Origin of the sequence: Trueperella sp. LYQ143 (assembly GCF_046599595.1) — a bacterium.
Classification (GTDB): Bacteria; Actinomycetota; Actinomycetes; order Actinomycetales; family Actinomycetaceae; genus Trueperella.
Genome location: NZ_JBKIWR010000009.1, coordinates 122,884 through 148,189 on the forward strand (window position 1 = coordinate 122,884; position 25,306 = coordinate 148,189).

23 protein-coding genes and 4 tRNA genes are annotated in these 25,306 nt (G+C 53.5%); 17 read left to right on the top strand and 10 right to left on the bottom strand.

Annotated elements, in window-relative coordinates:
- The first annotated feature begins 321 nt into the window (after nucleotides 1-321).
- Both rph and rdgB read left to right on the top strand, forming a co-directional pair.
- Complete coding sequence (gene rph, locus ACLHIL_RS04765; protein ID WP_411296806.1) at nucleotides 322-1,080, top strand: ribonuclease PH; 759 nt, start codon at nucleotides 322-324, stop codon at nucleotides 1,078-1,080.
- The gene (rdgB, locus tag ACLHIL_RS04770; protein WP_411296807.1) at nucleotides 1,077-1,706 is read left to right on the top strand and encodes an RdgB/HAM1 family non-canonical purine NTP pyrophosphatase; all 630 of its coding nucleotides are present in this window, start codon (nucleotides 1,077-1,079) and stop codon (nucleotides 1,704-1,706) included. Before rph ends, rdgB begins: the two co-directional genes overlap by 4 nt.
- A 26-nt stretch (nucleotides 1,707-1,732) precedes the next feature.
- Here the strand turns inward: rdgB and ACLHIL_RS04775 are convergent, their stop codons facing one another.
- On the bottom strand, nucleotides 1,733-2,263 hold the full coding sequence (locus ACLHIL_RS04775; RefSeq protein WP_411296808.1) for a DUF4916 domain-containing protein: 531 nt from the start codon (nucleotides 2,261-2,263) through the stop codon (nucleotides 1,733-1,735).
- A gap of 116 nt (nucleotides 2,264-2,379) precedes the next feature.
- Here ACLHIL_RS04775 and ACLHIL_RS04780 point away from each other — a divergent pair, with 116 nt between their 5' ends.
- Both ACLHIL_RS04780 and ACLHIL_RS04785 read left to right on the top strand, forming a co-directional pair.
- On the top strand, nucleotides 2,380-2,706 hold the full coding sequence (locus ACLHIL_RS04780) for a hypothetical protein (protein WP_411296809.1): 327 nt from the start codon (nucleotides 2,380-2,382) through the stop codon (nucleotides 2,704-2,706).
- 70 nt (nucleotides 2,707-2,776) lie between these two features.
- Entirely contained in the window at nucleotides 2,777-3,256 is a 480-nt protein-coding gene (locus ACLHIL_RS04785) for a peroxiredoxin (protein ID WP_411296810.1), read from the top strand.
- On the opposite strand, the gene ACLHIL_RS04790 is transcribed toward ACLHIL_RS04785, so the two are convergent.
- Entirely contained in the window at nucleotides 3,239-3,478 is a 240-nt protein-coding gene (locus tag ACLHIL_RS04790) for a hypothetical protein (protein WP_411296811.1), read from the bottom strand. The genes ACLHIL_RS04785 and ACLHIL_RS04790 overlap by 18 nt on opposite strands.
- Nucleotides 3,479-3,730: 252 nt before the next feature.
- Here ACLHIL_RS04790 and ACLHIL_RS04795 point away from each other — a divergent pair.
- A tRNA-Leu gene (locus ACLHIL_RS04795) sits at nucleotides 3,731-3,812 on the top strand.
- Between the two features lie 237 nt (nucleotides 3,813-4,049).
- Here the strand turns inward: ACLHIL_RS04795 and ACLHIL_RS04800 are convergent.
- Entirely contained in the window at nucleotides 4,050-5,858 is a 1,809-nt protein-coding gene (locus ACLHIL_RS04800; protein ID WP_411296812.1) for an AMP-dependent synthetase/ligase, read from the bottom strand.
- A 396-nt stretch (nucleotides 5,859-6,254) separates the two neighbouring features.
- Here ACLHIL_RS04800 and ACLHIL_RS04805 point away from each other — a divergent pair, with 396 nt between their 5' ends.
- Nucleotides 6,255-7,022, top strand: a complete 768-nt coding sequence (locus ACLHIL_RS04805; RefSeq protein ID WP_411296813.1) for a fumarylacetoacetate hydrolase family protein — start codon at nucleotides 6,255-6,257, stop codon at nucleotides 7,020-7,022.
- A gap of 194 nt (nucleotides 7,023-7,216) precedes the next feature.
- On the opposite strand, the gene ACLHIL_RS04810 is transcribed toward ACLHIL_RS04805, so the two are convergent.
- Complete coding sequence (locus tag ACLHIL_RS04810) at nucleotides 7,217-8,392, bottom strand: MalY/PatB family protein (protein WP_411296814.1); 1,176 nt, start codon at nucleotides 8,390-8,392, stop codon at nucleotides 7,217-7,219.
- 34 nt (nucleotides 8,393-8,426) lie between these two features.
- On the opposite strand from ACLHIL_RS04810, the gene gltX reads away from it, so the two are divergent.
- The 5 genes from gltX (at nucleotide 8,427) to ACLHIL_RS04835 (ending at nucleotide 11,237) form a co-directional block, all read left to right on the top strand.
- Nucleotides 8,427-9,932 (top strand): glutamate--tRNA ligase, encoded by a 1,506-nt coding sequence (gene gltX, locus ACLHIL_RS04815; protein WP_411296815.1) that lies wholly within the window; start codon nucleotides 8,427-8,429, stop codon nucleotides 9,930-9,932.
- Nucleotides 9,933-10,058: 126 nt separating this feature from the next.
- A tRNA-Gln gene (locus ACLHIL_RS04820) sits at nucleotides 10,059-10,130 on the top strand.
- A gap of 21 nt (nucleotides 10,131-10,151) precedes the next feature.
- A tRNA-Glu gene (locus tag ACLHIL_RS04825) sits at nucleotides 10,152-10,224 on the top strand.
- Nucleotides 10,225-10,525: 301 nt separating this feature from the next.
- Nucleotides 10,526-10,921, top strand: coding sequence for a hypothetical protein (locus ACLHIL_RS04830; RefSeq protein WP_411296816.1), 396 nt, complete (start codon nucleotides 10,526-10,528; stop codon nucleotides 10,919-10,921).
- A 243-nt stretch (nucleotides 10,922-11,164) separates the two neighbouring features.
- A tRNA-Glu gene (locus ACLHIL_RS04835) sits at nucleotides 11,165-11,237 on the top strand.
- Nucleotides 11,238-11,383: 146 nt separating this feature from the next.
- Here ACLHIL_RS04835 and ACLHIL_RS04840 read toward each other — a convergent pair.
- The gene (locus tag ACLHIL_RS04840; RefSeq protein WP_411296817.1) at nucleotides 11,384-13,411 is read right to left on the bottom strand and encodes a M3 family metallopeptidase; all 2,028 of its coding nucleotides are present in this window, start codon (nucleotides 13,409-13,411) and stop codon (nucleotides 11,384-11,386) included.
- Between the two features lie 131 nt (nucleotides 13,412-13,542).
- On the opposite strand from ACLHIL_RS04840, the gene ACLHIL_RS04845 reads away from it, so the two are divergent.
- Entirely contained in the window at nucleotides 13,543-14,493 is a 951-nt protein-coding gene (locus ACLHIL_RS04845; RefSeq protein ID WP_411296818.1) for a GRP family sugar transporter, read from the top strand.
- A 255-nt stretch (nucleotides 14,494-14,748) separates the two neighbouring features.
- Here ACLHIL_RS04845 and ACLHIL_RS04850 read toward each other — a convergent pair whose 3' ends face one another.
- The 3 genes from ACLHIL_RS04850 to ACLHIL_RS04860 all read right to left on the bottom strand — a co-directional run bounded on the left by ACLHIL_RS04850 (nucleotide 14,749) and on the right by ACLHIL_RS04860 (nucleotide 17,570).
- A complete protein-coding gene (locus ACLHIL_RS04850; protein WP_411296819.1) occupies nucleotides 14,749-15,564 on the bottom strand; it encodes an LD-carboxypeptidase in 816 nt (271 codons plus the stop codon).
- A 93-nt stretch (nucleotides 15,565-15,657) separates the two neighbouring features.
- Nucleotides 15,658-16,806, bottom strand: a complete 1,149-nt coding sequence (locus ACLHIL_RS04855; RefSeq protein ID WP_411296820.1) for a glycosyltransferase family 4 protein — start codon at nucleotides 16,804-16,806, stop codon at nucleotides 15,658-15,660.
- A gap of 35 nt (nucleotides 16,807-16,841) precedes the next feature.
- Nucleotides 16,842-17,570: an IclR family transcriptional regulator gene (locus ACLHIL_RS04860; protein WP_411296821.1), complete on the bottom strand. Its 729-nt coding sequence runs from the start codon at nucleotides 17,568-17,570 to the stop codon at nucleotides 16,842-16,844.
- 177 nt (nucleotides 17,571-17,747) lie between these two features.
- Between ACLHIL_RS04860 and leuC the strand changes: the two genes are divergently transcribed.
- On the top strand, nucleotides 17,748-19,259 hold the full coding sequence (leuC, locus tag ACLHIL_RS04865; RefSeq protein ID WP_411296822.1) for a 3-isopropylmalate dehydratase large subunit: 1,512 nt from the start codon (nucleotides 17,748-17,750) through the stop codon (nucleotides 19,257-19,259).
- A gap of 5 nt (nucleotides 19,260-19,264) precedes the next feature.
- Nucleotides 19,265-19,861 carry a 3-isopropylmalate dehydratase small subunit gene (gene leuD / locus ACLHIL_RS04870; protein ID WP_411296823.1) on the top strand — a complete coding sequence of 199 codons (597 nt, stop codon included), beginning with the start codon at nucleotides 19,265-19,267 and terminating at the stop codon, nucleotides 19,859-19,861.
- A 132-nt stretch (nucleotides 19,862-19,993) separates the two neighbouring features.
- On the opposite strand, the gene ACLHIL_RS04875 is transcribed toward leuD, so the two are convergent.
- Entirely contained in the window at nucleotides 19,994-20,590 is a 597-nt protein-coding gene (locus tag ACLHIL_RS04875; protein WP_411296824.1) for a DUF421 domain-containing protein, read from the bottom strand.
- 120 nt (nucleotides 20,591-20,710) lie between these two features.
- Here ACLHIL_RS04875 and murA point away from each other — a divergent pair, with 120 nt between their 5' ends.
- The gene (murA, locus tag ACLHIL_RS04880; protein ID WP_411296834.1) at nucleotides 20,711-22,033 is read left to right on the top strand and encodes a UDP-N-acetylglucosamine 1-carboxyvinyltransferase; all 1,323 of its coding nucleotides are present in this window, start codon (nucleotides 20,711-20,713) and stop codon (nucleotides 22,031-22,033) included.
- Nucleotides 22,034-22,232: 199 nt separating this feature from the next.
- Here the strand turns inward: murA and ACLHIL_RS04885 are convergent, their stop codons facing one another.
- Complete coding sequence (locus tag ACLHIL_RS04885) at nucleotides 22,233-22,865, bottom strand: hypothetical protein (RefSeq protein ID WP_411296825.1); 633 nt, start codon at nucleotides 22,863-22,865, stop codon at nucleotides 22,233-22,235.
- A gap of 83 nt (nucleotides 22,866-22,948) precedes the next feature.
- Here ACLHIL_RS04885 and ACLHIL_RS04890 point away from each other — a divergent pair, with 83 nt between their 5' ends.
- Nucleotides 22,949-24,052 carry a D-alanine--D-alanine ligase family protein gene (locus ACLHIL_RS04890; RefSeq protein ID WP_411296826.1) on the top strand — a complete coding sequence of 368 codons (1,104 nt, stop codon included), beginning with the start codon at nucleotides 22,949-22,951 and terminating at the stop codon, nucleotides 24,050-24,052.
- A gap of 283 nt (nucleotides 24,053-24,335) precedes the next feature.
- Nucleotides 24,336-24,878 (top strand): NADPH-dependent FMN reductase, encoded by a 543-nt coding sequence (locus ACLHIL_RS04895; protein WP_411296827.1) that lies wholly within the window; start codon nucleotides 24,336-24,338, stop codon nucleotides 24,876-24,878.
- The last annotated feature ends 428 nt before the right edge of the window (nucleotides 24,879-25,306 follow it).

Here is a 25,306-nt window from a genome sequence, read left to right on the forward strand (position 1 = left end):
TAACGTGCGATAAGCGAGCAGGCTGGGAGTTTCCGCTCCTGGCTCACAAAGCTAGTCAAATAGCTAGGGGCCCCTGCGTAGTTTGCCACGGAGGAATATGCCCTTAGCAACGGCATTACGTATCGGAAGCAAGAGCGGTAGGAGGCAGCCAGTGGCATTATGGATGGGAATCCGCGTCATTATCGCTTGCGCTCGTAGCTTTGCCTGAGGTAACACTGCAACTGCGGCGCTTTACGTCGGCGTGCGTATCTCATGACGCAAGAAAAGATCAGCATATTATGGAGAAAGTAAGTGACGTAACCTCGATATGGAGAGGCAGAGATGATGACACGGCATGACGGGCGCACTCCGGACCAGCTACGACCAGTTCGCATAACTCGGAACTATCTGCGTAACGGTGAAGGAAGCGTCCTGGTTGAATTTGGCGAGACGAAAGTGTTGTGTGTGGCTTCGCTGACGGCTGGCGTGCCGCGTTGGCGCACCGGCAGTGGTTTGGGATGGGTGACGGCGGAATACGCCATGTTGCCGCGCGCAACCACAACTCGTTCCGATCGTGAATCTGTGCGAGGAAAGATTAGTGGGCGCACCCAAGAGATCTCTCGCCTTATCGGGCGTTCCCTGCGGGCGGTGGTTGATTTTTCGGCTCTCGGAGAGAACACTATCGTTCTCGACTGTGATGTTCTGCAAGCCGACGGTGGCACGCGCACCGCTTCGATCACCGGAGCATACGTAGCCCTCGCAGATGCGGTCGCATGGGGTATTGAGCATGGGATTATTACCGCGAAAGCTAACCGTCCAGTATTACGAGATACCGTCAGCGCGATTTCGGTCGGCATTATTGACGGGGTGCCATGCTTAGATCTGCCCTATGAAGAAGACGTCCGGGCACAAACAGATATGAACGTAGTCATGACGGGCTGTGGAGAGTTTATTGAGGTGCAAGGGACGGCAGAAGGTCAGCCCTTTGATCGTCGGCAGCTCAACGAACTCCTTGACTTAGCAGCTTTGGGGACGCAGCACCTCAGCCAGATTCAACAGCAGGTGTGTGCTCAGATACCGCAGGCAGGCATATCCGCATGATAATTTTTGCCACTCGAAACCCGCACAAAATTGACGAAGTACGTCGTATTCTTGCCTCGCGGTGGCAGCAGATGTTTCCGCAAATAGCAATACATGATGTCGTGCAAACCGTGCCAGAGCATATCCCTGACCCGATTGAAGATGGGGTGTCTTTCGCTGAGAACGCCCTCATTAAAGCGCGGCAGATCGCTGGATTATGCGGGCAGCCAGCGCTCGCGGATGACTCCGGGTTGTGTGTGCAGATTATGGGAGGAGCGCCGGGGATTTTCTCGGCGCGCTGGTGCGGTCGGCACGGTGAGGATGTGGCAAATATGCAGTTACTCCTCGATCAGCTTCGCGACGTCCCGATGGAGAATCGGGCAGCACGTTTTACCTGTGCGGCGGCGTTCGTCACCCCAGATGGCGAGGAAATCGTTCGTTATGGGTATATGGATGGGGTGTTGCGTTACCAACCTGCCGGAGAAAATGGTTTCGGCTACGATCCGATTTTCCAGCCAGAGGGATATGCGGTGACGTGTGCAGAACTCAGCGCAGAGCAGAAGAATGCGATTTCCCATCGTCAGCAGGCATTTGCAGCATTAGCAGATGACGTGAGCACCTGGCTGCAAGCCAACGGCATGGTGTGAAAAGAGCCAACCAAAAGGAGCAGCGATTAGATCCGCCCCATCACTGCTAATGCTTGTTTGATGATTGGCAGGTGGTTCGGCAAAATCTCGCTTTGCAGCTCCGGAGTTAATAGCTCCCCAGGGGTGAACCAGTTGATTTCTAAGGCGTCAGACCAAGGCTTGCAATCCCCGACGATAGGGATGAGGTAGGCCAGGGAGACGGCATGTTGACGGGGGTCATGATGACCTTCACCAGGAGTGGGGAAGTACTCCCCAACAGTGAAAGGTACCAGGTGGCAGGGCAATTGTGGCAGTGCGATGTCACCAAGATCTTTTTCTAGATGGCGCTTCAGTGCGTCGCGAATTGACTCGTGATATAGCACTCGACCGCTAACAAGAGAGCGAGTGATTCCATCATCGGTTGCGGTAAGGATAAGCCCAAGGGAATGTAGCGATCCGTCGTCATTGAGGTGAACGGGAACAGCATCGATATACAACATGGGAACTTTCCGTCGGACGAATTCAAGATCCTCAGGAGATAGCCACGGCCCCATATCGCCAGATTTCACATCGCTCATAGTTCGATTGTGCCAGGGGGATGGGCGTAGAGAAAAGTGCTATCCGGAGAAAATAATTAGCCTGCGGTGAACGCACGACGATGATTTCTTTCGCTAAATTATGGAACACTTAGACCATGCAGCATTATGAAAACCTCATGGGCAAGCTGGGAAGCGTCTTTATGGTCGCAATGGCGGTAATCGGCTGGGTGACCCTTGTTCGTGTGGGTTTTCCGTTGGCGATACTAATTCTCGTTCTATGCGGGTCAGCGATGGTGTTGTGTGGTTTATGGGGTATGTATCGTCAATCGCCTTTTATGGTGGCTGCCGGCACGCTCGGTGCGGGAATATTATTCCCTACGGTGTGGGGCATAGTGCCTATGATAGTGGGCTTCATTCTTTTTATTCTGATGGTTTCGCTAACGCTGCTGCGATCTATGACGGACGATCCGCCACGATCCTAAACAAAGCAAATTAGCAGGATCAGTAATCGAAATATTGCGAGGGATTAACTAGAGGAAGGTAGGGATAGATATGACGGTAAAGCTGCAGGTGGGCGATTCAGCGCCAGAATTTACGTTACCGGCAACTGGGGGAACGGTGAGCTTGGCGCAGACTCTCAGTGAGGCTGATCGGGGCGTAATTATCTATTTCTTTCCGCGGGCGATGACGCCGGGATGTACCAAACAGGCCTGCGACTTCCGAGATTCTCTCGACGCGCTGGTAGGTGAGGGGTACCGCGTCATTGGAATATCTCCGGACTCTTTGGAACGTCAGGATCGTTTTGCTGATAAAGAGTCAGTTAATTTCCCGTTGGCAAGTGATGAGGACAAAAGCGTCATGCGCGCATACGGCGCCTACGGAATGAAGATGAATTACGGCAAAGAAGTTGAAGGTGTAATCCGTTCGACTTTCGTTGTCAATAAAAAGGGAATCCTAGATTATGTGGGGTATAACGTTAAAGCCACCGGCCATGTCGCACGGTTACGGCGAGAATTAGGGATTGACGCCTAGATTTGGCTTGTGATTAAACGTTTCCCACAACCGCCGGTACTTATCCAACGTGCTAGGGGTAGCAATCGAGGTGTCAATATACCGCTCTAAGGCTTGATCGAGAGTTGTCGGAGTAGCCGTCCTTTGCAAACGGATAATCGCCCGCGCCTGCGCCCAGCCGATTTGCTGAGCGAGAGTGCTAAACGCGAGCGCGTCCGCATAAGTCGGAAACGTCTCGTTCACAGGGTTAGTCGATGGGGCTAGCCGGAAACGCACCCGATAGGTTACTTTCCCGCTCTTAGCGGTATATGGTCTGATATTCGTCGGTCAAAGCCTTCTGTGTCAGTGCCTGTGTCATTGACTGTCCTGCACATCGTTGTGCTAGACGTGTTATGGCTGATTGATATGACGTATGGATGGTGATTGATATTAAATAACGCGCATTTGCGGTGCGAGTTTTCATCGTCGCGAAAGAGCCGCTAAAATGGTCCATGCGCGCGAGTGGCGAAATTGGCAGACGCGCCAGATTTAGGTTCTGGTATCTAACGATGTAGGGGTTCGAGTCCCCTCTCGCGCACGTAGTACGGTAGGCAGTGGGATTCATCCGCCCAATCCATCTTTAATCCCACTCCTTGCCAGCCCCGCCAATCGAGGAATAAAAACAGGTTGGGTTAGACCTCGCGTGGCTTTGAGGTTGCTAACACCTATAATTATTGTGCGTGACTGCTCGATTTTAGTTACAAGTATTTGAGGTGTCGGCAGGCACCCCTGGGTGGGGAAAGAAAAGATCGTTTTAATGGCTGCTCCAGTAGCTCTACGATAAAGATGACTTTTCTGCGTAAATAGCCTCAATCTCGCGGGAAAACCGTTGGGCAACGACATCACGGCGAACTTTAAGTGACGGGGTAAGTAGCTCATTTTCTACTGAAAAATCGCCTGGGATAACCGTAAATTTTCGGATAGATTCCGCACGGGATACATGTTTGTTGGTCTTTTCTATTGCCCGCTGCAGGGAAGCTAATACCTGTGGATGTGTGCAGGCTTGCGAAACATCCATCGCAGGAAGGTTGTGAGCGGTCAGCCATCCGGGCAACATTTCCGCATCGAGAGTGATAAGCGCGCTAATGAATGGCTTTCGATCCCCGATTGCAACAATCTGGGAGATAAGTGGATGAGAGCGCAGTGGATCTTCTAGCGCGGCCGGTGAGACGTTTTTCCCTCCGGCAGTGACGATCAATTCCTTTTTACGCCCTGTGATGGTCAGATACCCGTCAGCGTTAAGCGAGCCAAGATCGCCGGTCGCGAACCAATGCCCGTCAAATACTGCTTCGGTGGCCTGTGGATCATTTTGATAGCCACGAAATACGTGCGGTCCAGCAATCATAATTTCACCATCGTCGGCAATGGCAACTGACGTGCCAGGCATGGGCGTCCCAACAGTTCCCATGCGAATATGGTTGAGACGGTTGACGGTTGCTGGTCCGCTCGTCTCTGTTAAACCATAAGCTTCGACAACTGTGAGCCCGATTCCACGGAAGAAGTGGCCGGTGCGAGTTCCAAGCGGTGCTCCAGCAGATATGGCATATATGCAGTTCTCGCCGATAATTTTGGTGATCTTAGAGAAAACGAGATGTTTAGCGATCGCGTACTTCAATGATCTGAGAATGGAACGCCCTCGTTGTGAGTATTCCACAGCGACATTGGCTGCCCAACGGAATATCGTGCGTTTGATTCCGGGGCCAGCTTTTGCTTCGGCTGCGTTATAGATTTTTTCTAAAACGCGCGGGACGACGAGCAGTGTTGAAGGCTTAAAAGTTTTCAAGTCACTTAATAGATTTTTGATGCTTGAGGTCTGCCCAGCGACACCGCGCCCGGTTATCGTGTAGTAGAACATGCAGCGCGCCATGACGTGCGCCATCGGAAGGAAGAACAGGACGCGGGTATCTTTATCGTCAATGAGGTCACGCATATGGGGCATGACGTTAAGTGCTATATCGACGAAATTGCCGTGCGTTAATTCCACCCCTTTTGGTGTTCCGGTAGTTCCGGAGGTGTAAATAACAGTGGCGAGGGCGTCGGTTGTTAGTTGGGCGCGGCGTTCGTTAACCTCGGCGGCGGGGATATTTTCACCGAGAGTGTATAGCTCAACGAGAGCGCCAGTATCAAGGGAAAGTACTCGGCCAAGATTGCTGGTGCGTTGCGATTCCACGAGTTCGCGTTGGGCTTTCGTATCGGTAATGACCATTCGCACGTCGGAGTTCTCTAAAATCCAGCGGATCTGTTCGGCGGAATCGGATTCGTAAATGGGGACGACGACGAGCGCAGCACTCAGAGCAGCGAAATCCAATAAGTTCCATTCGTACGAGGTGGCGCCGAAGATCGCGATGGCGTTACCGGGCTGGAGTCCTTCTGCGATAAATCCGCGAGCAACAGCGTCAATATCTGTTAAATATTGTGTGGTAGTGACGGGAACCCAGGTGCCGAGATGACGTTGATGTTCAATGCATATCTGTTCGGGGTGGGCAGCTTGGCGGCGTGTGAGGAGCCACGGAATATTCATCCACGATTCGACGGGGACGCTGCGGTTTTCTGAAACAGATCCGTCATGATGTTTCGTGACCATGTTTATCCTTTGTGTGCGTGGATACAACTGTAACTTACTCTATCGTAACTTAATGGTCTTGGAGGCGTTTTTGTGCATGATTATGTGGGATCTGCGGGCGGGGGGGGGAAAGAGAGATGAGGAGGAGAGAGAAAAGCCGTGATTGTTCGCTATCGTCAGAATCAATATGCGTAGGTTGGTTGATTGACGAGATCTATTGGGCGATTTGAGGGATATTATCGCGAGTGCGCTCGTGAGCATATTGATTGTTCGTTTTGTTAAAACCGACGTGGTCATTGCCGGCAGTTACTAGGCGTGATATTCGGTGAATCATGCTCGCTAAATAGGGCTCGACAATTATTGGATATTGCGGTTCGGGGATAGTCGGCGCGCGCTGTGAGCGCTAGTCTTAGAGCTATGAAAATTGCACGTTTATCTCTTGCGCAGGGCCCACGTTTTGCGGTCCTTGACGAAGCCAGTCATTCCTACCATGTTCTCGCTGATGATCCGATTTACGCTGGATTCAAAACGACCGGGCAAACCGTTGCCCTTGATGAGGCGCAGCTCGTTTCCCCAATGATCCCGCGATCAAAAGTCGCTGGCGTGGGGGATAATTACAATATTGGCGAGCATCGCCCTGATCCACATGCCATGCCGCCAGTGTTCATAAAACCAAATACCGCTGTGATTGGTCCCGATGTTCCGATCGTCATGCCGCATTGGGCCAGCGAACTGCGGCATGAGGCCGAACTCGCTGTCATCATTTCGCGTATGTGCAAGGACGTCCCAGTGGAGCGCGCCGAGGAAGTAATTTTCGGCTACACCGTCGCGAATGATATTGCTGCGGTTTTCACCTCCGGGGATGCACCCTGGGCGCCGATAAAAGGGTTTGATTCTGCCTGCCCGCTTGGCCCGGTAATGGTAACAGATCTTAATGTTGACGATTTGCAGGTTTCTTTATCGGTAAACGGGGAAGAACGCGGGCGCGGCACAACTGCGGATCTAGTGCGCCCAGTGCCGGAGCTGATCGCAATGTTGTCCAGCTTCTTCACCTTGCTGCCAGGAGACGTCATCCTCACTGGTGTTCCCTTTGCTGCGGTGGCTGCGGGCCCAGGTGAGGAAGTAGTATGCGAGGTCGAAGGGATTGGCCAGCTCCGTAACCCGATTGTTGGTGATGAGGAATAGTGCCTGTGGCTAATGCGTGTAGTGCGCATAGGGTTGTGCGCACGAGAAAATGCGCGCAATAGCTAATCTTGGCAGATACCCTGCCAGGCCTTGGTTGATTCGAGTTCCTAGCGCACCAACATGCTAGAGGTGGATTCCGGCGAGAAACTAGAGGGCGGTACCATATTAATAATGGCGCCGCCCTCTAAATGTGCTTAAGCCAGTGGTGCTAAGGCGTGAGCGATCTGCTCAATTGCTTGACGAACAATATGGCGCGGAGTAGCCAAAACACAGCGAGCAAACTGGCGGTGACCACACCCGCAGGCGGCCCCTGGAGTGAGCGCAACTCCAGCGTTATCCCTCAGCCATTGAGCGATACACGTCTGCGAATCATTGGGAATAAGCCCTGCCTCAATAGCTTCAGAGAAATCAAACCAGGCGATGTATGTGCCTTCAATATGGTGCATCGCCATACCGGGTATCTGAGCGACAGCTTGCTCAACCTCATCGCGATTGCCTCGGATGTAGTCGATAACATCAGCGAGCCATTCTTCGGATTCGGTGTATGCTGCTACGGCGGCTGCTGATCCTATCGTTGACGTAACATTTTGTGCCCAGGAAAGCCCTGGTTCGAGTCGTGCGCTGACTTGTGGCGTCGCAAGAAGCTGGGCGCATTTTAATCCGGGGATATTCCATCCTTTTGAAGCAGCGAGCGCAGTCACGCTATGTGCCGCTGCCGCCGCGCTGACCTGCGAATAGGTTATATGTGGTCGGTCGAGCGCCAAGGGGGCGTGAATCTCGTCAGAAAACACGTAGGCGTGTGGGTATTGACTGACGAGATCGGCGATAGCAGCAAGCTCTTCACGTTCTAGAACTCGCCCAGTTGGGTTCCACGGGTTGACGAGGATAAGTAGCTGAGCGCCTGCTTCGAATGCTTGCGCGATTCCCGCTAAATCAATGGTGTAACGCCCATTAACGACGGGGGAGGGCACGGAAATGAGCTCGCGCCCCATTTGCGGGATAAGGTCACAGAAAGCCATGTAGCTCGGTGTGGGCAAGATGACAGGGCTTCCTGGATCGGTCAATGCGTCAATGACGAAATGCGCGGAAGAAACGACGTCGGGCACAGCAAAGATATGAGCGGGATCTGGATGGAATCCCGTGGCGCGCCCGAGCCACTGGGCGGTGGCCTCCTGTAATGCGACTTTTGCGGCGGTAGAACGGTATCCAATGCCAGTGCTGTGTGCGTAGCGATGCAGCACGCGCTGGATGGGTTCAGCTACTCCGAAATCCATTTCCGCAACAAACATCCCTAGATGTTGCGGAAATGCACTCCACTTGAGTGATCCGGCAGCACGAAGATCGTCAATACTCACGTCATCAAACTTCATGTTCCTTACATTAGCGGAGTAACCTAGAGATGCTATGACAAAGAATATCCGTGTTCGATTCTGCCCGTCACCCACTGGGACCCCGCATGTGGGGATGGTGCGCACATGTTTGTTTAACTGGGCATATGCCCGTCACACCGGAGGAACGTTCGTATTCCGTATTGAAGATACGGATGCGGCACGCGACTCTCAAGAATCCTACGATCAGATCATTGATTCCCTGAACTGGCTGGGTTTGACCTGGGATGAAGGCGCTGAAATTGGTGGACCGCACGGTCCATATCGTCAATCTGAACGGATGGATATTTATCGTGACGTTGCCGCCAAACTCTTAGCGGCAGGATACGCTTACGAATCATTTACCACGCCGGAGGAAACTGAAGCACGTCATCGTGCCGCTGGGCGCGATCCCAAGTTAGGGTATGACGGCTTTGATCGGGATTTAACTGAGGAACAAAAGGCTGCTTACCGAGCAGAAGGGCGGGAGCCGGTACTGCGGATTCGGATGCCGGATGAAGATATTACCTTTGATGATCTGGTGCGCGGTCCAATCACCTTCAAAGCTGGATCTGTGCCAGATTACGTCATTATGCGTGCTAATGGGCAGCCATTATATACGCTGACGAATCCAGTTGACGATGCTCTCATGGAGATTACGCATGTGTTGCGAGGGGAAGATTTGCTTTCCTCCACTCCGCGTCAAGTCGTGTTGTATCGGGCATTGATGGATATTGGTATTGCGAAATATATGCCGCTCTTCGGGCATCTGCCGTATGTGATGGGCGAAGGAAATAAGAAGCTCTCCAAGCGAGATCCGGAATCCAACTTGCTCCTTCATCGTGATCGGGGAATGATCCCGGAAGGATTGCTGAACTATTTGGGCTTGCTGGGATGGTCAATTGCGCCAGATCGTGATGTATTCTCTCGGGAGGAAATGGCCCAAGCCTTTGACGTCGCAGACGTCAATCCCAATCCGGCCCGTTTTGACGATAAGAAGTGTGTAGCGATCAATGCAGAGCATATTCGCCGTCTTGATCCTGCCGATTTACGTAATCGTCTAGTGCCGTTCCTGTATCGTGAGGGTCTTGTGGCTGCGTCGGAATACGAGCAGCTTGATGGGCATACGCAAACCATTTTGGATGCCGCAGCTGCGTTGGTGCAAACCCGGGTGCAGCTTCTAGGTGAAGCGCCAGAATTGATGGGGTTCTTGTTCCGCTCGGCCGATGAGATCACCTACAACGATAAGGCGATTGGGAAACTGCGTGAATCAGCCGATCAGGTGTTGGCGCAAGCCGCGCAGGCATTTGAAACGCTAACGGATTTCACTCCAGATGCGATCAAGGATGCAGTAGATACCCAGGTGTGTGCTGCGTTAGAGCTAAAGCCGCGCTTGGCGTATATGCCATTGTTCGTCGCAGTAACGGGGACGAACGTATCTTTGCCAGTTGTCGATTCTATGGCAATTCTTGGGAAAGAAGAGACGCTATATCGGATTCAGCGCCTGCGCCAGGAACTGGCTTCGAGGTCGGAGGATGCATAGAACTAACTGGCAGTTCAGTGGCGTGAGTTCCTTCACCTGCGCGGAGTTTGCGTTAGTGCGGGCGGGTGCGTATGATAGTTTTTCGTTGCGCTCCTGCAGGTGAACGCCCAAGGAGTAGCGCCATATTGGGGTATGGTGTAATTGGCAGCACGAGTGATTCTGGTTCATTTAGTCTAGGTTCGAGTCCTGGTACCCCAGCGAAGTGGGAACACTTCATTGGCCCCGTTCGTCTAGCGGCCTAGGACGTCGCCCTCTCACGGCGGTAACACCGGTTCAAATCCGGTACGGGGTACAACTAATCCCCTCGGTGATTCCGAGGGGATTTTTGTTGCTGGGATTAAATTTTACCCGCGCAAATGTGGGTTATAGGACGCGAGGTGTTGCTGTTTTTCGGGTTTTTCGTTGTTCTGGTGCGGGAAAGTCGGTGTGTCAGTTGGTGGTGGTCAACTAACTGGTTGGACAGAATGTGTTGTTGATGTCTCGGGTTTTTGGTGTTGTGACAGGGAAAAATGGGTGTTGTAGTTGGTGTTTGTGAAGGGTTTGGCAGTCTGTGGTGAATGACGAGTGTGAAGTGCCTGGTGTGTGGGTGTGGGATGACTCGACATGGTAAAACATCAGCAGGCAATCAGCGGTGGCGGTGTCGGGCGTGTGGTATGAGCCAGGTTCGTCATATTGATGCCACCGCGAATCATTTGTCAGAGTTTTTGACCTGGCTACTGAGTAATCAACGACAGATTGATATGCCTGGCCAGGGCAGGTCCTTTCGACGCCGATGTTCTCGGTTATGGAAGATCTGGCCCTTAGCACCTGTGATCGACGAGGTTCATGAGGTGGTCTTTGTTGACGGGATCCATCTGGGTCGGCGGGTTGTGGTCCTGATTGCTCAAAGTCCAACCCATATCCTGGGATGGTATGTCGCTAGGCGGGAAACCTCACAGGCCTGGAAAGCCCTCATAGACAGGATTACTACTCGACGCCTGGCGGCATAGAAAAAGGAACAAGGAATTAACAAATCAACGAGCAACAGAAAATGTCCTATAACTCTGTCTGTACCGCCACCTCCAACCCATGACCTCCACCCCAACCCGTGCCACAAGACTTGGGACTAACCCACAAGCAACACAATTTGTCCTATAACCCCAAGGCGCGCAGAAGGTCACACTGATCGGGCTTTGCATAGTGAGTATTCCTGTGTATTGTTAGTTCCCGATGACGATGAATTAATCGTTCTCGCCCCGTTCGTCTAGCGGCCTAGGACGTCGCCCTCTCACGGCGGTAACACCGGTTCAAATCCGGTACGGGGTACAAAGTGGGGTCGCCCAGATATTTTATCTGGGCGACCACTAGTTTTTATTCGACGTATCGGGCGATACCTGGCTTAGCCTGTCTGCGCGGATCTATGAGACACACGCTCTACCAGTGCGCTTCGAGGATTTCGCCACGATTTTGCCTCAGGCTTCTAGCCCGCGCTTGCGCATAAGAGCTGCGGCATGTGGATCACGCCCGCGAACTGCGCGGAAGGATTCCATAGGATCGCGAGTATTGCCGCGTTCCAGAATCTCCCGTCGGACGATAGCGCCAGCTTCTCGGTTTAAGCCGCCATCGCCATCGCGAGCGCCTTCCGTCTTAAACCATTCCTCGATTTCAGATACCAGCACATCTGCCCATAAATAGGCGTAGTAGGCTGCCGCATATCCACCAGCAAATGTGTGGGAAAAGTAGGCGGAACGGTAGCGCGGCGGAACTAAATCAGTGTCGATACCGTAGTGAGCCAAGGCGTGTTTCTCAAAGGCGGCAATATCGGTAATGGCCTGGTCAGGAGTGATCCGATGCCAGGCATGGTCAAGCAGCGCGGCGGAAACGAATTCGGTGGTGGCGAAGGCCTGACCAAAAGTGATTGAGGCATTCAAGGTATCCACTAAATCCTTTGGTAACGGCTCGCCAGTCTGATAATGCACTGCATAGGAAGCCATCACTTGTGGATGATATGCCCACATCTCATTAAGCTGCGAGGGGAGTTCCACAAAGTCGCGGGGGACTCGCGCTCCGGAGAGGCTACGATAGGTGGCTTTTGATAGCAGGCCGTGGAGTGCGTGGCCGAATTCGTGGAAAACAGTAATGACGTTATCCCAGGTCAGCAGGCACGGCTGAGACGGGTCCTCCGGCTGGGTGAAATTCGCATTGTTAAAGATCAGGGGCAGAGTTCCATCATGGGAGGAGAAACCATGAATACCGGACATCCATGCGCCGCCAGCCTTTCCAGGACGGCGGAAATAATCTGCTTGGAACAGACCAATAGGCTTCCCGTCGGCGTCGGATACTTCCCAGGTGCGCATAGAATCGACATATCCCGGAATATCTGTGCGTTCAGTGAAGCTCAGCCCGTAAAGCTGGTGAGCTGCGAAGAAAATGCCTTTCTCCACAACATTATCCAAGGCGAGATAGGGGCGCAGTGCGGCATCGTCTAGCCCTAATTCGGCACGCATTTTCTCCTGATAGAACATGACGTCTGCAGGGCGAATCTGCTGCCTATCTGCATCCGCAAGTTCCTGCATACGGGGTAGTTCTCGGTTGAAAGCGGCAACGGAACGACGGGCGACGTCACTCAATAGCTTCTCGATGGCATCGGCATCCTTTGCCACGGATTCATCAGCCGTTATTTGCGCAAAGAAAGGATAGCCCAGGAGCCGTGCGCGCTGGGCACGTAGCTGCACAATATCGAGAACAATCTGGCGAGTATCAGAGCTGGCATGAGCACCTAAACCGCGAGTGATAGAAGCTGTGAACAGTCTCTCTCGGCTTTGCGGATCTTTTAGCTGAGTGAGGAGCATCTGATTCGTGAAGTTGTCTAAGACAAAACGGTAATTGCCTTCAGCGTTTCGCGCTGCATTTAACTGATCCTCAGCCAAGCCGGCACACTCAGATTCAGTGAATACGACAGCGTGATCGTCCATCGCTTTGATAGCCCGCTGGCTGAATTCCACGTGTAGTGCGGCTAATTGGGCATCGATGTCTCGCAGGGTTTCTTTATCAGCCTCGCTGAGTTGCACACCGCTGCGCGTATAGGTCTCTAATAGCTCAGTAACGAGGCGCGCTGATTCCCCGTCAAGCTCATCAAGGTCAATATCTGAGAGGCGATCATAAATCCGCTTATCGAGCCAGAACTTCGTATTGTGCGTATTTAAGAGGGCGGAGACGTCAGCTTCGATACGTTCGTATTCTTCACCGCCGATAGAGGACATAAGCGTCCAGGAGATGCTGAGGACGTAGTCAGATAGCCGAGCAGCATCCTCGAGCGCGAGAGCAGTGTTCTGGAATGTTGCAGGTTGCGGGCAGGTGGCGATCTGCTCCCATGCCTCTTCCTCTTGCGTGAAAGCTGCCTGGACGGCAGGCACAATATGCTCTGGTCGGATAGCTGGCCAATCTGGTGAGCTGTACGGGCGGTCAGATGGCGTCAAAATAGGGTTATCACATGTCATGTTCCTAGTCTACGTGGAACGCACGCACAGAAGATAACGGCAGATGTTCACGGCTGCGTAAGAGCGCGTCCGGTTAGAAAAACACATAAGACAAAAATACGAATGCGAGGTATATTATCTCTCCCTGCGTCATGGAGAAAGGTAGTGTCCTTATGGATTTGCTGATTGCGCTTATCCCACCGTTGTTCTTCGGGCCATTAGGCGTGATGTTGGCATTAATCGGTGGAACAGTTCGCCAGCAGACTATCGGGGAGATGTGTGGGGCACTCATTGTTGCGCTGTGTGCTCTGCCGTTTTTATCCCCGCACTTGACGCTAATAACCTTCCTCGTTCCTTTCCTTGGCGGGATGACTTGCGCTTTGGGGATATTCATGCAGTTGTACTCGTTCCGAGTGGTCGGAGTATCCCGCACTATGCCAATTTCCACGGGATTACAGCTCATCATTATGGCGCTATCCGGAGTACTGATTTTCCATGAGTGGAATCAAACCTTGGCGCGTATCTTGGGTGTTATCGGATTGGGAGTCATCGTCGCTGGGATTATCCTGACTTCTTATACTGACGGCACAGATCGCCGTAGTGATCCTGGCGAGGTATCGGCTTCTTCGCGCTCGGCTGGGGCATCGGCGAAAACTGTAGATGTGGCGAGTATGCGTCGGGGAATGTTGATTAATGTAATATCGTCCGTTTTCCTCTGTGGATACATGGTGTGGATCCGGATGTACGACATCGGCTATCACGATTTCATTGTGCCACTTGCGTTAGGGCTGACTGTCGGTGGGTTCGTTGTTGCTGGAATCTTTCGCGATGGGCAGCCGTTGTGGAATCGAACGACTTTGCGCTTGCTCATCCCCGGGATTCTCTTTGGCTGCGGCGTCTTTTCTGTGCAGATCACGAATTCAATAGTCGGGGTGGCTACGGGTTTTACCTTCTCGCAGCTCGGAGTGATTATTTCGGTTGCTGGAGGAATTTTGTGGTTAGGAGAGACGAAGAGCCGCCGCGAATTGCGTGCTGCCATCCTTGGGGTGGCGCTAGTGATTCTTGGTGCGGCAATAATCGGATACACCAAAACTATGGGCTGATATTCCTGAAACGAAAGCGCTGCAGGTGATTCGCAATAGAGATAATGCGTTGCCCCTGGCGCACTACCTCCTCGGCTGGTGTTTGCTGGATTGGATGGCGTCGATTTTTTGAGCTGCTGCCCGTGAGGGGGAAAAAAAGACGGCATAGGGGGAGGGAGGAATGTGTGAGCGCCACAGGCGCGGTAAATAGCGCAAGTGGAAATACTCGCTGTATCTCCTCGCTGATATGCGTAGTCAGTATCCGGATAGGAGTGATTAACCGATTGTGACGGGTTCGCAATCGCGAGAGTGCCCAACCTGTGGTGCGTGCCATATTGGTAAGCGAGTGATCTCCTGGGCAAGCTCAACGAGGTGAGGTCGGTCCTCGTCAGCATCGATGCCGGTAAATTGCCCAAGAATGAGTCCGACCGCATTATCAAATAGACCCGCCATAGAAAGCTGCTGGAAATAGCTGGCAGCATGTTCCAAACCGCCACCGAGTGACTCGCATATAACAAGCCGCTCGTCGCTGGTGGGCAGATATGGCGTGCCAACCAGCTTTGCAAGACACCGTAGATGCCCACCGATGATCGGGACATCAGGCAATTCATGCTCACCGAGAATATGCGGACGAATTCGTTGTCCGGCAAGGATGCGACTCACATCGCCTTGTGGGCGCTCAAGCATGGCGCGTGGCGACCACAGCACAGCCTGCTGTTGAGTGCGCGTGACAATAGCATTAACGATTGTCGTCAGATCGGAATATCCGACGAAGGGTTTAGGGTGTTGCGCGATAGTATCCCAATCCAGGAGCGGCAAAATTTCGTTGGCGAGATCCCCGCCGGAAATATCGAGGATGACGTCAATATCAGGATCGGCGAATAACTCATTGAGGATCTGCGCACGGATTCGTGGCGCAATTCGCCACAAGCGCCCAGCGTGAGTGCGGTATTCCTGGCCGATAGTTCTATCCAAAAATCGGGTATCAAGCTCGTGTCCATCTGCGCTAAGGCGGGCGATGAACGCTTCGTGATATTCCTCGAAATATGCATGTGGAGGATTAGAACATCCCATGATTGCGCATCGTGCCATGCTCGTACCTTTCAACAGTAGGTAGCAAATAGGGAAAGATTTTTGGGGAAGGGCCAGACGGGGAACAAGGTTTGCGTGCCGGAAAGTGTGCGATCAGGAAAGGGCGGCGATGAGTGGACGAGCGACGTCTCGCCAGCGCCAGTGTTCATCTACCCACTTCATGCCGGCAGCTCCCATCGCTTTAGCTCGCTCTGGATCGTCAAGGAAGTAGATAAGTGCTGAGGAGATAGCTGCAACGCTATCCCCGTGAACGACAAGCCCTGTTGTGCAGTTCTGCACTGCTTCGGGCGCGCCCCCGGAATCTCCGGCCAGTACGGGTAGACCAGCAGCATAGGCCTCTAAATACACAATGCCTAGCCCTTCGATATCTAACCCGCCACCGCGCGTTCGGCAGGGCATAGCAAAAATATCACCCAGACTGTAATGCGCCGGCAGCTCGGCATAGGGGACTTCGCCAGTGAAAATAATGGCGTCACGCGCCGGTGAGCGCTGCGCTAATTCGTGGAGTTTTGCGGCGTAGGGGCCTTTCCCGACGATGACTAGCCGAGCGCGTGGATGCGCAGCGATAACGCTCGGCCAGGCAGCAATGAGGCGATCTTGCCCCTTGCGTTCGACAAGTCGGGAGATACATACGATGACGGGTGCGTCTTCGCTCAGCCCGTAACGCTGGCGTAGCTGGGTACGTGCGGCCAGATCCGGGGCGAACGCGTCGGGATCTATTGCCCCGTGTAGTTGCATAGTTGGGGTGTCACCAAAGAATGGACGGAGGCGCGTATATGTTGCGTTGGTGAGATAGGTGACCAGATCAGCGTCATGAAATATTTTGCGCAGCATGGCACGTGCGCCAGGGATCATTGACCATCCGATTTCATGCCCGTGTGTGGTGGCGATGACCTTGTGTGCTCCTGCGCGATGTGCTGCTGAGGCAAGTAGCCCTAGCGGTGCCGCCGCGCCGAACCATACGTTGTCAATATGATGCTCGGTAATTAATTGGCACATGGTGCGCCGCACATGTGGGGTGGGAAGCATCATCTGCCGCGGGTAGCGCACGACCTGATAATCCACTCCAGAATCGTATTGCGCGGCGAGTTCTTGACCACTGGCCTGTGGGGTATCTGGCGGGGTGGAGGCATAAACGATCAGTTGACGGGGATCTAGCTCGCCAACGAATCCTTCGAGAAAGGTTTGAATTCCTCCGGCTCGGGGCGGGAAATCGTTAGTGACGAGCAGTGTTTTCTTCATAGCCTCAAGTTTAGTGTGCGCTCGCTCTGGTGTGGTTATACCGTCTCTGTGCGTTTGAGAACGTCTGAGAGCCGGTTTGCGGCGGTGACGATAGCGGAGGCGTGTTGCCGTCCCGGATGTAATCCCATTCGCTCAATGGGCCCAGAAATAGATACTGCAGCGATGACTCGACCTGAGGGACCTCGCACTGGTGCAGAAATGGACGCAACCCCAGGCTCGCGTTCGGCAATGGATTGTGCCCAGCCGCGCCGTCGTACTGCGGAGAGGATAGTTGCCGTGAATTCTGCTCCGTGTAGTCCGCGGTGGAGTTTATCGGGCTCTTCCCAGGCGAGTAAGACTTGAGCACCTGATCCAGCCAACATGGATAGCGTTGCTCCGACGGGGATGGAGTTGCGCAACCCGGAAGTGCGATCTGCTGCAGCGACGCATACACGCATTTCGCCTTGGCGGCGATAGAGTTGGGCGGATTCTCCAGTGTGATCTCGCAGCGCGGTGAGCACTGGGGTGGCGGCAGCGAGCAGGCGATCCTCACCGGCGGCGGTGGAGAGCTCGGCGAGCCGTGGACCGAGGGCGAAACGCCCCTGCATATCGCGAGAAACGAGACGATGGTGTTCGAGAGCAACAGCAAGCCGGTGTGCAGTGGGGCGTGCTAGGTGAGTGGCGGTTACTAATTGGGCAAGATTCAGTGGCCCAGCCTCGAGGGCGTTGAGTATGAGCGTGGCCTTATCTAGGACTCCCACGCCGCTTCCTTGACGATCGTCCATGAATTGATATTGCCATCTCAGAAATTGAGACGCAACCCGAGGAGTGTGGTTCTCGTCTACGGTTAGTATGCATTGATCCGATATTGCCGAGCTATGAGAGCGCAAACTGGAATATTGGGGCATAGACAGCAACGAGAATTACCGCAATATAGCGCGAAAAACTGAAATGAGGAGACTATGAGCGGGACGCTAGCCGAGAAAGTCTGGGCGGATCATATTGTTCGTCGCGGTGAAAACGGCCAGCCCGATTTGCTATACATTGATCTCCACCTGCTTCATGAAGTTACAAGTCCACAAGCATTTGAAGGATTGCGGTTAGCAGGGCGTAGGGTGCGTCGCCCGGATTTGACGATCGCAACCGAAGATCACAATACGCCCACCATGCATATTGATAAGCCGATTGCGGATCCAATCTCCCGACGCCAGATTGAAACGCTGCGCCGTAACGCGCAGGAATTCGGAATTCGGCTCCATTCCCTTGGCGATAAAGAACAAGGAATTGTGCATGTTATGGGGCCGCAACTGGGATTAACTCAGCCAGGAATGACGATCGTTTGCGGAGATTCGCACACCTCTACACACGGCGCATTTGGTGCCTTAGCATTCGGAATCGGGACTTCTCAGGTAGAACACGTTTTAGCCACCCAAACCGTTGCGATGATGCCCTTGAAAACGATGGCAATTAACATCAATGGGGCTTTGCCATCGGGAACGACGGCAAAGGATATTATTTTGGCGATCATTGCCAAAATTGGAACAAACGGTGGGCAAGGGTACGTCCTGGAATATCGCGGCGAAGCGATCCGGTCGCTATCCATGGAAGCACGAATGACGATATGCAATATGTCGATTGAGGCAGGTGCGCGTGCTGGCATGATTGCCCCGGATGAGACGACCTTTGCCTATATGAAAGGGCGTCCACATGCCCCTACCGGTGATGATTGGGATAGTGCCTGTGCCTACTGGTCAACGCTATGTTCAGATCCTGACGCAGTATTCGATCGCGAAGTTGATCTCGATGCCCGTGATCTAGAGCCATACGTGACCTGGGGGACGAATCCAGGTCAGGGAGTTCCTATCTCTGGGCGAGTTCCTGATCCGGCAGATATGACTGACGAAAATGAGCGGGTGGCAGCTGAGCGCGCATTACAGTACATGGATTTACAGCCAGGAACTCCCATGCGCGATATTGCCATTGACACCGTGTTTATTGGATCGTGCACGAATGGGCGTATCGAAGATCTTCGCGCTGCTGCTCGCATTATGCAAGGGCGAGTGAAAGCGCCTGGCGTGCAGGTCATGATCGTTCCAGGATCAGCTAGAGTGCGCCTCCAAGCAGAAGCTGAGGGGCTAGATCAAATTTTTGAAGATTTTGGGGCGCAGTGGCGGCATGCTGGATGTTCCATGTGTCTAGGAATGAATCCCGATCAGCTCGGTCCGGGCCAGCGAGCGGCATCGACGTCAAACCGGAATTTTGAGGGGCGGCAAGGTAAAGGAAGTCGAACTCACCTCGTCTCTCCGCTCGTTGCAGCGGCCAGTGCGGTGTGCGGGCATCTTGCTACGCCAGCCGACCTGGAATCAGGTGCGTTGGACTCGGTATCCTGCGCGTGGGCATCGACGGTTTCCGATAGCGGAAATAAGTCAGATGAGCTGGACCGTGACTGCGCGAGCGGCAATCAGGAGGAGTAAACGTCATGGAAGCATTTATGGAACACACCGGCGTCGGCGTGCCTCTGCGTCGCTCAAACGTTGATACGGATCAGATCATTCCTGCAGTATTTCTTAAGCGCGTTACCCGCACTGGATTCGAGGACGCATTGTTTTATGCGTGGCGTTCAGACCCGCAGTTCGTCCTAAACCGCGCGGACTATCAGGGCGGATCAGTTTTGGTTGCCGGTCCTGATTTTGGGACGGGATCCTCGCGAGAGCATGCCGTCTGGGCGTTGCGCGACTACGGTTTCCGGGTAGTGCTCAGTGCGCGTTTTGCCGATATTTTCCGTGGAAATGCGGGTAAGCAGGGGCTTTTGGCTGGAGTGGTTGCCCAACAAGATATTGAGCAACTGTGGAAAATCCTTGAGACAAATCCGGGAACGCCGGTGACGGTTAATCTTGTTGATCGCACGGTACATGCGCAAGGTTTTATGTGCCCCTTTGAGATTGATGATTATACGCGCTGGATGCTGATGGAAGGCTTGGACGAGATTGGCATTACCTTGCGCGAGGAAGCACGGATTTCGCAATACGAGCGCTCGCGTCCGGCATTTAAGCCCGGCACAACGCCAGTGGAATAGCCCCTCAAACCGCCTAATACGTCTGGAATAGGGGATTAGCCGCCTGATGTATCTGCGCTATTTGCTCCCGTGAATATGGCGCATACGTTAGACCGCCGTTAGACCACGCAGCAGCATAGGTATTCCATCGTGCTATGCGTCGGCACAATCGGCGGGTGGTTTATCGCCAATGAGGTATGCCGGGATACGTTCTGCCCCTCGAACACGCGCAAGAATCCGAGGATCGATAGGGCAGCCGCGGCGCAATACTGAGAAGCTGCCATTTGGTTCGAGGATGACGGTACCGATCTCGTCATCGTTGCGCACCCCAGCTAGGCGTAAGGCCATCCATAAATCATCTTCTGAAATATGTGCCGCTCGAAGCTCCTCGCGAAAAATCTCAGTACCGGCCATAACAACAATCGGGGGATTGCTGATTAGTGAATCCCCGCGCGGCGATAACCGCAACAAACTGAGCAAGGCTCTCATCGAAAACAGCGTCAGCAGTGCCACTAAACCGCCCGTCAGGGTTGGGGTGAGCCCGAGGGTAGCTCGACCCGCTATTGCTCCGACGATAATAATGGCAGCCATATCGTAGGTTGATAGATTGGCAGACACTCGTTGGCCGAGCATTCGCAGCAACAGCAATAAGAACATATACATGACGACTGTGCCCACGACGATACCGGCTGCTTGCTCCCAGCTTAATGTCAGTAGCTCACCAAAACTTAAGGTGTCGATTGAAGTCATAGCTCTATCATGGCACTACCGCGGCACGCTAACACCTTTCCTGCCCGCGCGGTGCGCAGCTCGCGGCACAAGAAAGACACTTCGCAAAATTGCCGATACACTGACAAGCAGTAAGGAGGGATCGTCGTGGGAATCTTACAGGTACGTGGTGGGCGACCGCTCAATGGGACGATTCGGGTACGCGGGGCAAAGAACCTAGTATCCAAGGCAATGGTTGCGGCGTTATTAACCGAAGAAACGTCGGTATTGCGTAACGTTCCGCTTATTCGTGATGTTGATGTTGTCTCCGAACTGTTGCGGTTGCACGGCGCCGAGGTGGATTACGATCAAGACGCTGGCACGGTGCGTATTACTCCGGGGCAGCTACATCTGCCCGATCCAGGGCAAGTGGACGCCCTGGCAGGCTCCTCGCGTATCCCTATTTTGTTTTGTGGCCCACTGCTCCATCGCCTCGGTGAAGCATTTATCCCGGATTTAGGTGGATGCCATATTGGGGATCGGCCGGTGGATTTCCACCTGCAGGTTCTCGAAGATTTCGGGGCACAGCGCGATGCTCAAGAGCTTGGGTTGCACTTAGTTGCTCCGCAGGGTCTTGTCGCTCGTAAAGTACATTTGCCGTATCCCTCCGTCGGGGCAACTGAGCAGACCTTGCTTGCGGCAGTACGCGCTCGCGGTATTACGGAGCTAACGGGGGCTGCCGTCGAACCAGAGATTATGGATCTTATTGCCATTTTGCAGAAGATGGGCGCGCTCATTACCGTCGATACCGATCGGACGATACATATTGAAGGCGTCGCGCGGTTAAATGGCTACACTCATACTGCCTTGCCGGACCGCATCGAAGCTGGTTCCTGGGCGTGTGCCGCGTTGGCTACAGGTGGCGATATTACCGTCGTTGGCGCGAAGCAGGATTCGATGATGAATTTCTTAAACGTCTACCGCAAGGTTGGCGGGGAATTCGAGATCACCGACGAGGCTATCCGCTTTTGGCATCCGGGGACTCCGCTGACTTCTTTGCCATTAGAAACTGACGTTCATCCAGGTTTTATGACGGATTGGCAGCAGCCAATGGTGGTGGCGTTGACTCAAGCTGAGGGGGTTTCCGTCGTTCATGAAACCGTCTACGAGAATCGGTTCGGCTTTACCAAAGCTTTGAATCAGATGGGCGCGCGCATCCAGGTGTATCGGGAGTGCCTCGGTTCGAAAAAGTGCCGGTTTGGTTTGCAGAATTTTTATCATTCTGCGGTTATTCAAGGGCCAACCCCGCTGCATGGAGCAGATATTGAGGTGCCAGATTTGCGAGGCGGTTTCTCTCATCTGATTGCCGCTCTGGCTGCTTCGGGGGAGTCGCGAGTTAGCGGTATTGACATTATCAACCGCGGATATGAGCACTTTATGCAAAAACTTGCGGCACTTAATGCGGATGTGACTCGCCTTAGCTAGTGAGATAATGCCTGCGGCAGGTGCTCGTGTGTGAGGTGTGCCTGCCGCAGGTGGCCCGCACCAGGTTATGCCTGCGTGGCATAACAGATGAAAATCGGTAGCGCGATTGCCGCCTTGAGTTTTGTTATAACAGCTTCGGATGAGCCAGCGTGGGATGGGTATTCCGCCGGTTTCTCGGCTATGCGCTGGTGAGCTGCTGTTAGGGTGTGGTAGCGAAATGAATGACTATTCGTGTTGGTGATTCTAAGGTCTGAATGCAATAGGGCATATCCTGAGCCGCTCCCAGTGTAATACGATGGCTACCTTCGAATGGGGCGCTCACCACGCCGCCAAGAATGGCTCCGGTTGCTCCCAGGGTAGGGCGGGCACTCCATTCGTGGGCTTCAGGCAGGCGGATTCCAGTGACGGCAATCTGCAAGAGGCGCGGTGAGCCGAGATCAATAGGGAGGCCTGATCCATCTTCATAAGCGGTTGCCGCCCAGCCTGAGCTGTGCCATTGTGGGATGCCTTCGCCGTCATACGTGACTGTGACGGAGGTGGCGTCGGCACTAATGCTTATCGGGAGTAACTGGGTAGAAGATTGTGGCCAATTAGCTGAATGAGCCTCATGATCTGGGGCGATGATCGGGCAATCTGCGGGTAGCGTGCCAGGGGTCGTCTGGGCGGTAGTCGGTGCCGCTGGGGAAGCGCTTGGTGAGGTCGATTCTGTTGCGGCGCTACTGCTGGGAGCTGTAGGTGCAGGAGATGAGGGCGCGCTATGCGTTGAGGAAGAACAACCGGCAAACACGCTCGCTGTGATAAGCAATATGGCAGATACGGTTATGCGCTTCATGGTGCCTCCCTGAGAAGAACATTACAGCTCCTTAGCCTAGTGGAAAGTTCCCCTGCGCGGTTGAGGTGACTAGAGTGGATCGCATGACGAAGACACGTATTGCCTTAATCTATGGTGGCAAATCGGGGGAGCATGCAATTTCATGCGTGACGGCAGGCGCAATTATGCGGGCGATGGATCCGCAGCGTTACGAGGTGCTCCCGATCGGGATTACGCGTGATGGGAATTGGGTGCCGGGTCATGCTGATTTGGCGGAATTGTCACTTGATCGCGGTCTGCCAGAAGTGCCGGATTCTGCTCAGCGTATTGTCATTCCAGCCGGCGATGGTTCGCAGTCTGCCCTGCTCATCGAGGGGCAGAACGTAACAGATTTAGGTCGTATTGATGTTGCGTTTCCGGTACTGCACGGTCCTTTTGGTGAAGATGGCACTGTTCAGGGTCTGCTGGAGATGGCGGGGATTGCCTATGTTGGTTGTGGCGTTTTAGCTTCGGCTGCCGGCATGGATAAGCACTTTATGAAAGTGATTTTGGCTGACGCAGGATTGCCGGTTAGCCCGTATGTGACGATTACGGCGCAGCGTTGGGCGACCGAACCGCAAGCGGTCCGAGCGCAGGTTGCCAACTTGACCTTCCCGTTGTACGTCAAGCCGGCGCGAGCGGGATCGTCATTGGGGATTTCAAAGATTACGGATATTGCTCAACTTGATGCAGCGATTGCGCAGGCGCAAGAGCACGATCCGAAAGTTTTGGTCGAAGAAGAGGTGCGCGGTCGTGAGGTGGAGTGTGCAGTGCGCGAGGGGCGTGCTGGGCAGCCGCCATGTGCCTCGGAGCTGGGGGAGATTATTATTGATTCATCCCAAAAAGAGTTTTACGACTTTGAGCATAAATATGTGGCGACGGACTCGCTAACGTTGACGATTCCTGCGCAGCTTGAGGAGAGCGTCAGTGAACGGGCGCGTGAGTATGCGGTGCGTGCTTTTAGCGTTTTCGGGTGCGAGGGGCTGACGCGAGTCGATTTCTTTATTACTCCAGACGGGGATCCCATCATCAATGAGATCAATACGATGCCTGGTTTTACGCCGTTTTCTATGTATCCGGCGCTGTGGGAAGCGGCTGGGATGAGCTATTCAGATTTGGTTGATGAGCTTATTGCGTTAGCGCAGGAGCGTCCACGCGGCTTGCGTTAATGCGTTACTGATATTGGGTGGCCTGGCGGGGCGAGTGTTCGCAGGCCACCTTTGTGTTGGTGCTAACTGTACGTCCGAAGCAGTTGAAATGTGGATTATTTCATATTGAGCTACGGTTTTACTCTTCGTATAATACAAATATCAACAAATGTATGTGGTGGCATTAATTCCACAGCGGAATAGCTCTCTCAGTAGTCGCTTTATGTATTGCGTGCTGTTGAACTGAACGCGATATAGCGCCATCACAAGCAGCAGAGATAGGAATAGGAGCAAGGAGATAACTATGAAGATTGTTTATATCGTCGGATCCCTCGCGCAGAATTCATTGAACCGTACATTGGCAGAAACTCTCGTGGAGCTCGCCCCGCACGGAGTTGAAATGGTGGAAGCACCAATTCGTGACTTGCCGCTTTTCAACCGCGATCTTGAGCAAGATTTTCCGCCAGTTGCAGCAGAGTTCAAATCCCTGGTGGCCTCGGCAGACGGAATTCTCTTCGTCACCCCCGAGCATAATCGTTCCTATTCGGCAGCAATTCACAACGCAATTGAATGGACCTCACGCCCCTATGGGCAGTGGGCACTTGCCGGTAAGCCTGTTGCCACCATCGGCGTATCTCCCTCAGGAATCGGTACCGCTGTTGCGCAACAACAACTCCGCAGCTCATTGCTATTCTTCGGCACAAAAGTTATGGGGCAGCCGGAAGGGTACGTAGATGGCAAGCGCGCCGGTCTTGTCGATCATGGGAAAGTGACGGATGAGGCAGCACGTGAAGTATTGGCGCAGTTCATCTCCTCTTTCACCCAGTTCGTACAGGCCCAGGCGTAAATACACTGTGACGCGCGGGAAGATCTCTACAAGTTCTACCGAGCGATAATAGGAGTTTGCTGGTAGCTAGCATGTGTATGACGGCATTATTGCCTTATACAGGTGTGCTGGTCGCCAGCAAACTTTTTATATCCGTGCCGTTCTGATGGGGGCGGTGGCTTGGCCGATGCGGTTTATGGCAGTGATACCTGCTGTGATGCGAGGGTTATAGGACAAAATGTGTTGCTATTTTTCGGGTTTTTCGTTGTGTTGATGCGCGAAAGTGGGGGTTTTAGTTGGTTGTAGTCAACTAATTGGTCGGACAAATTGTGTTGCTTTTGTCGGGATTTTTTGGCGTTATTGCGGGGGAAACTGGGTGTTGTAGTTGGTGTGTTTTAGGGGTTTGGCACTCTGTTATGAATGACGAGTGTTAAGTGCCCGGGGTGCGG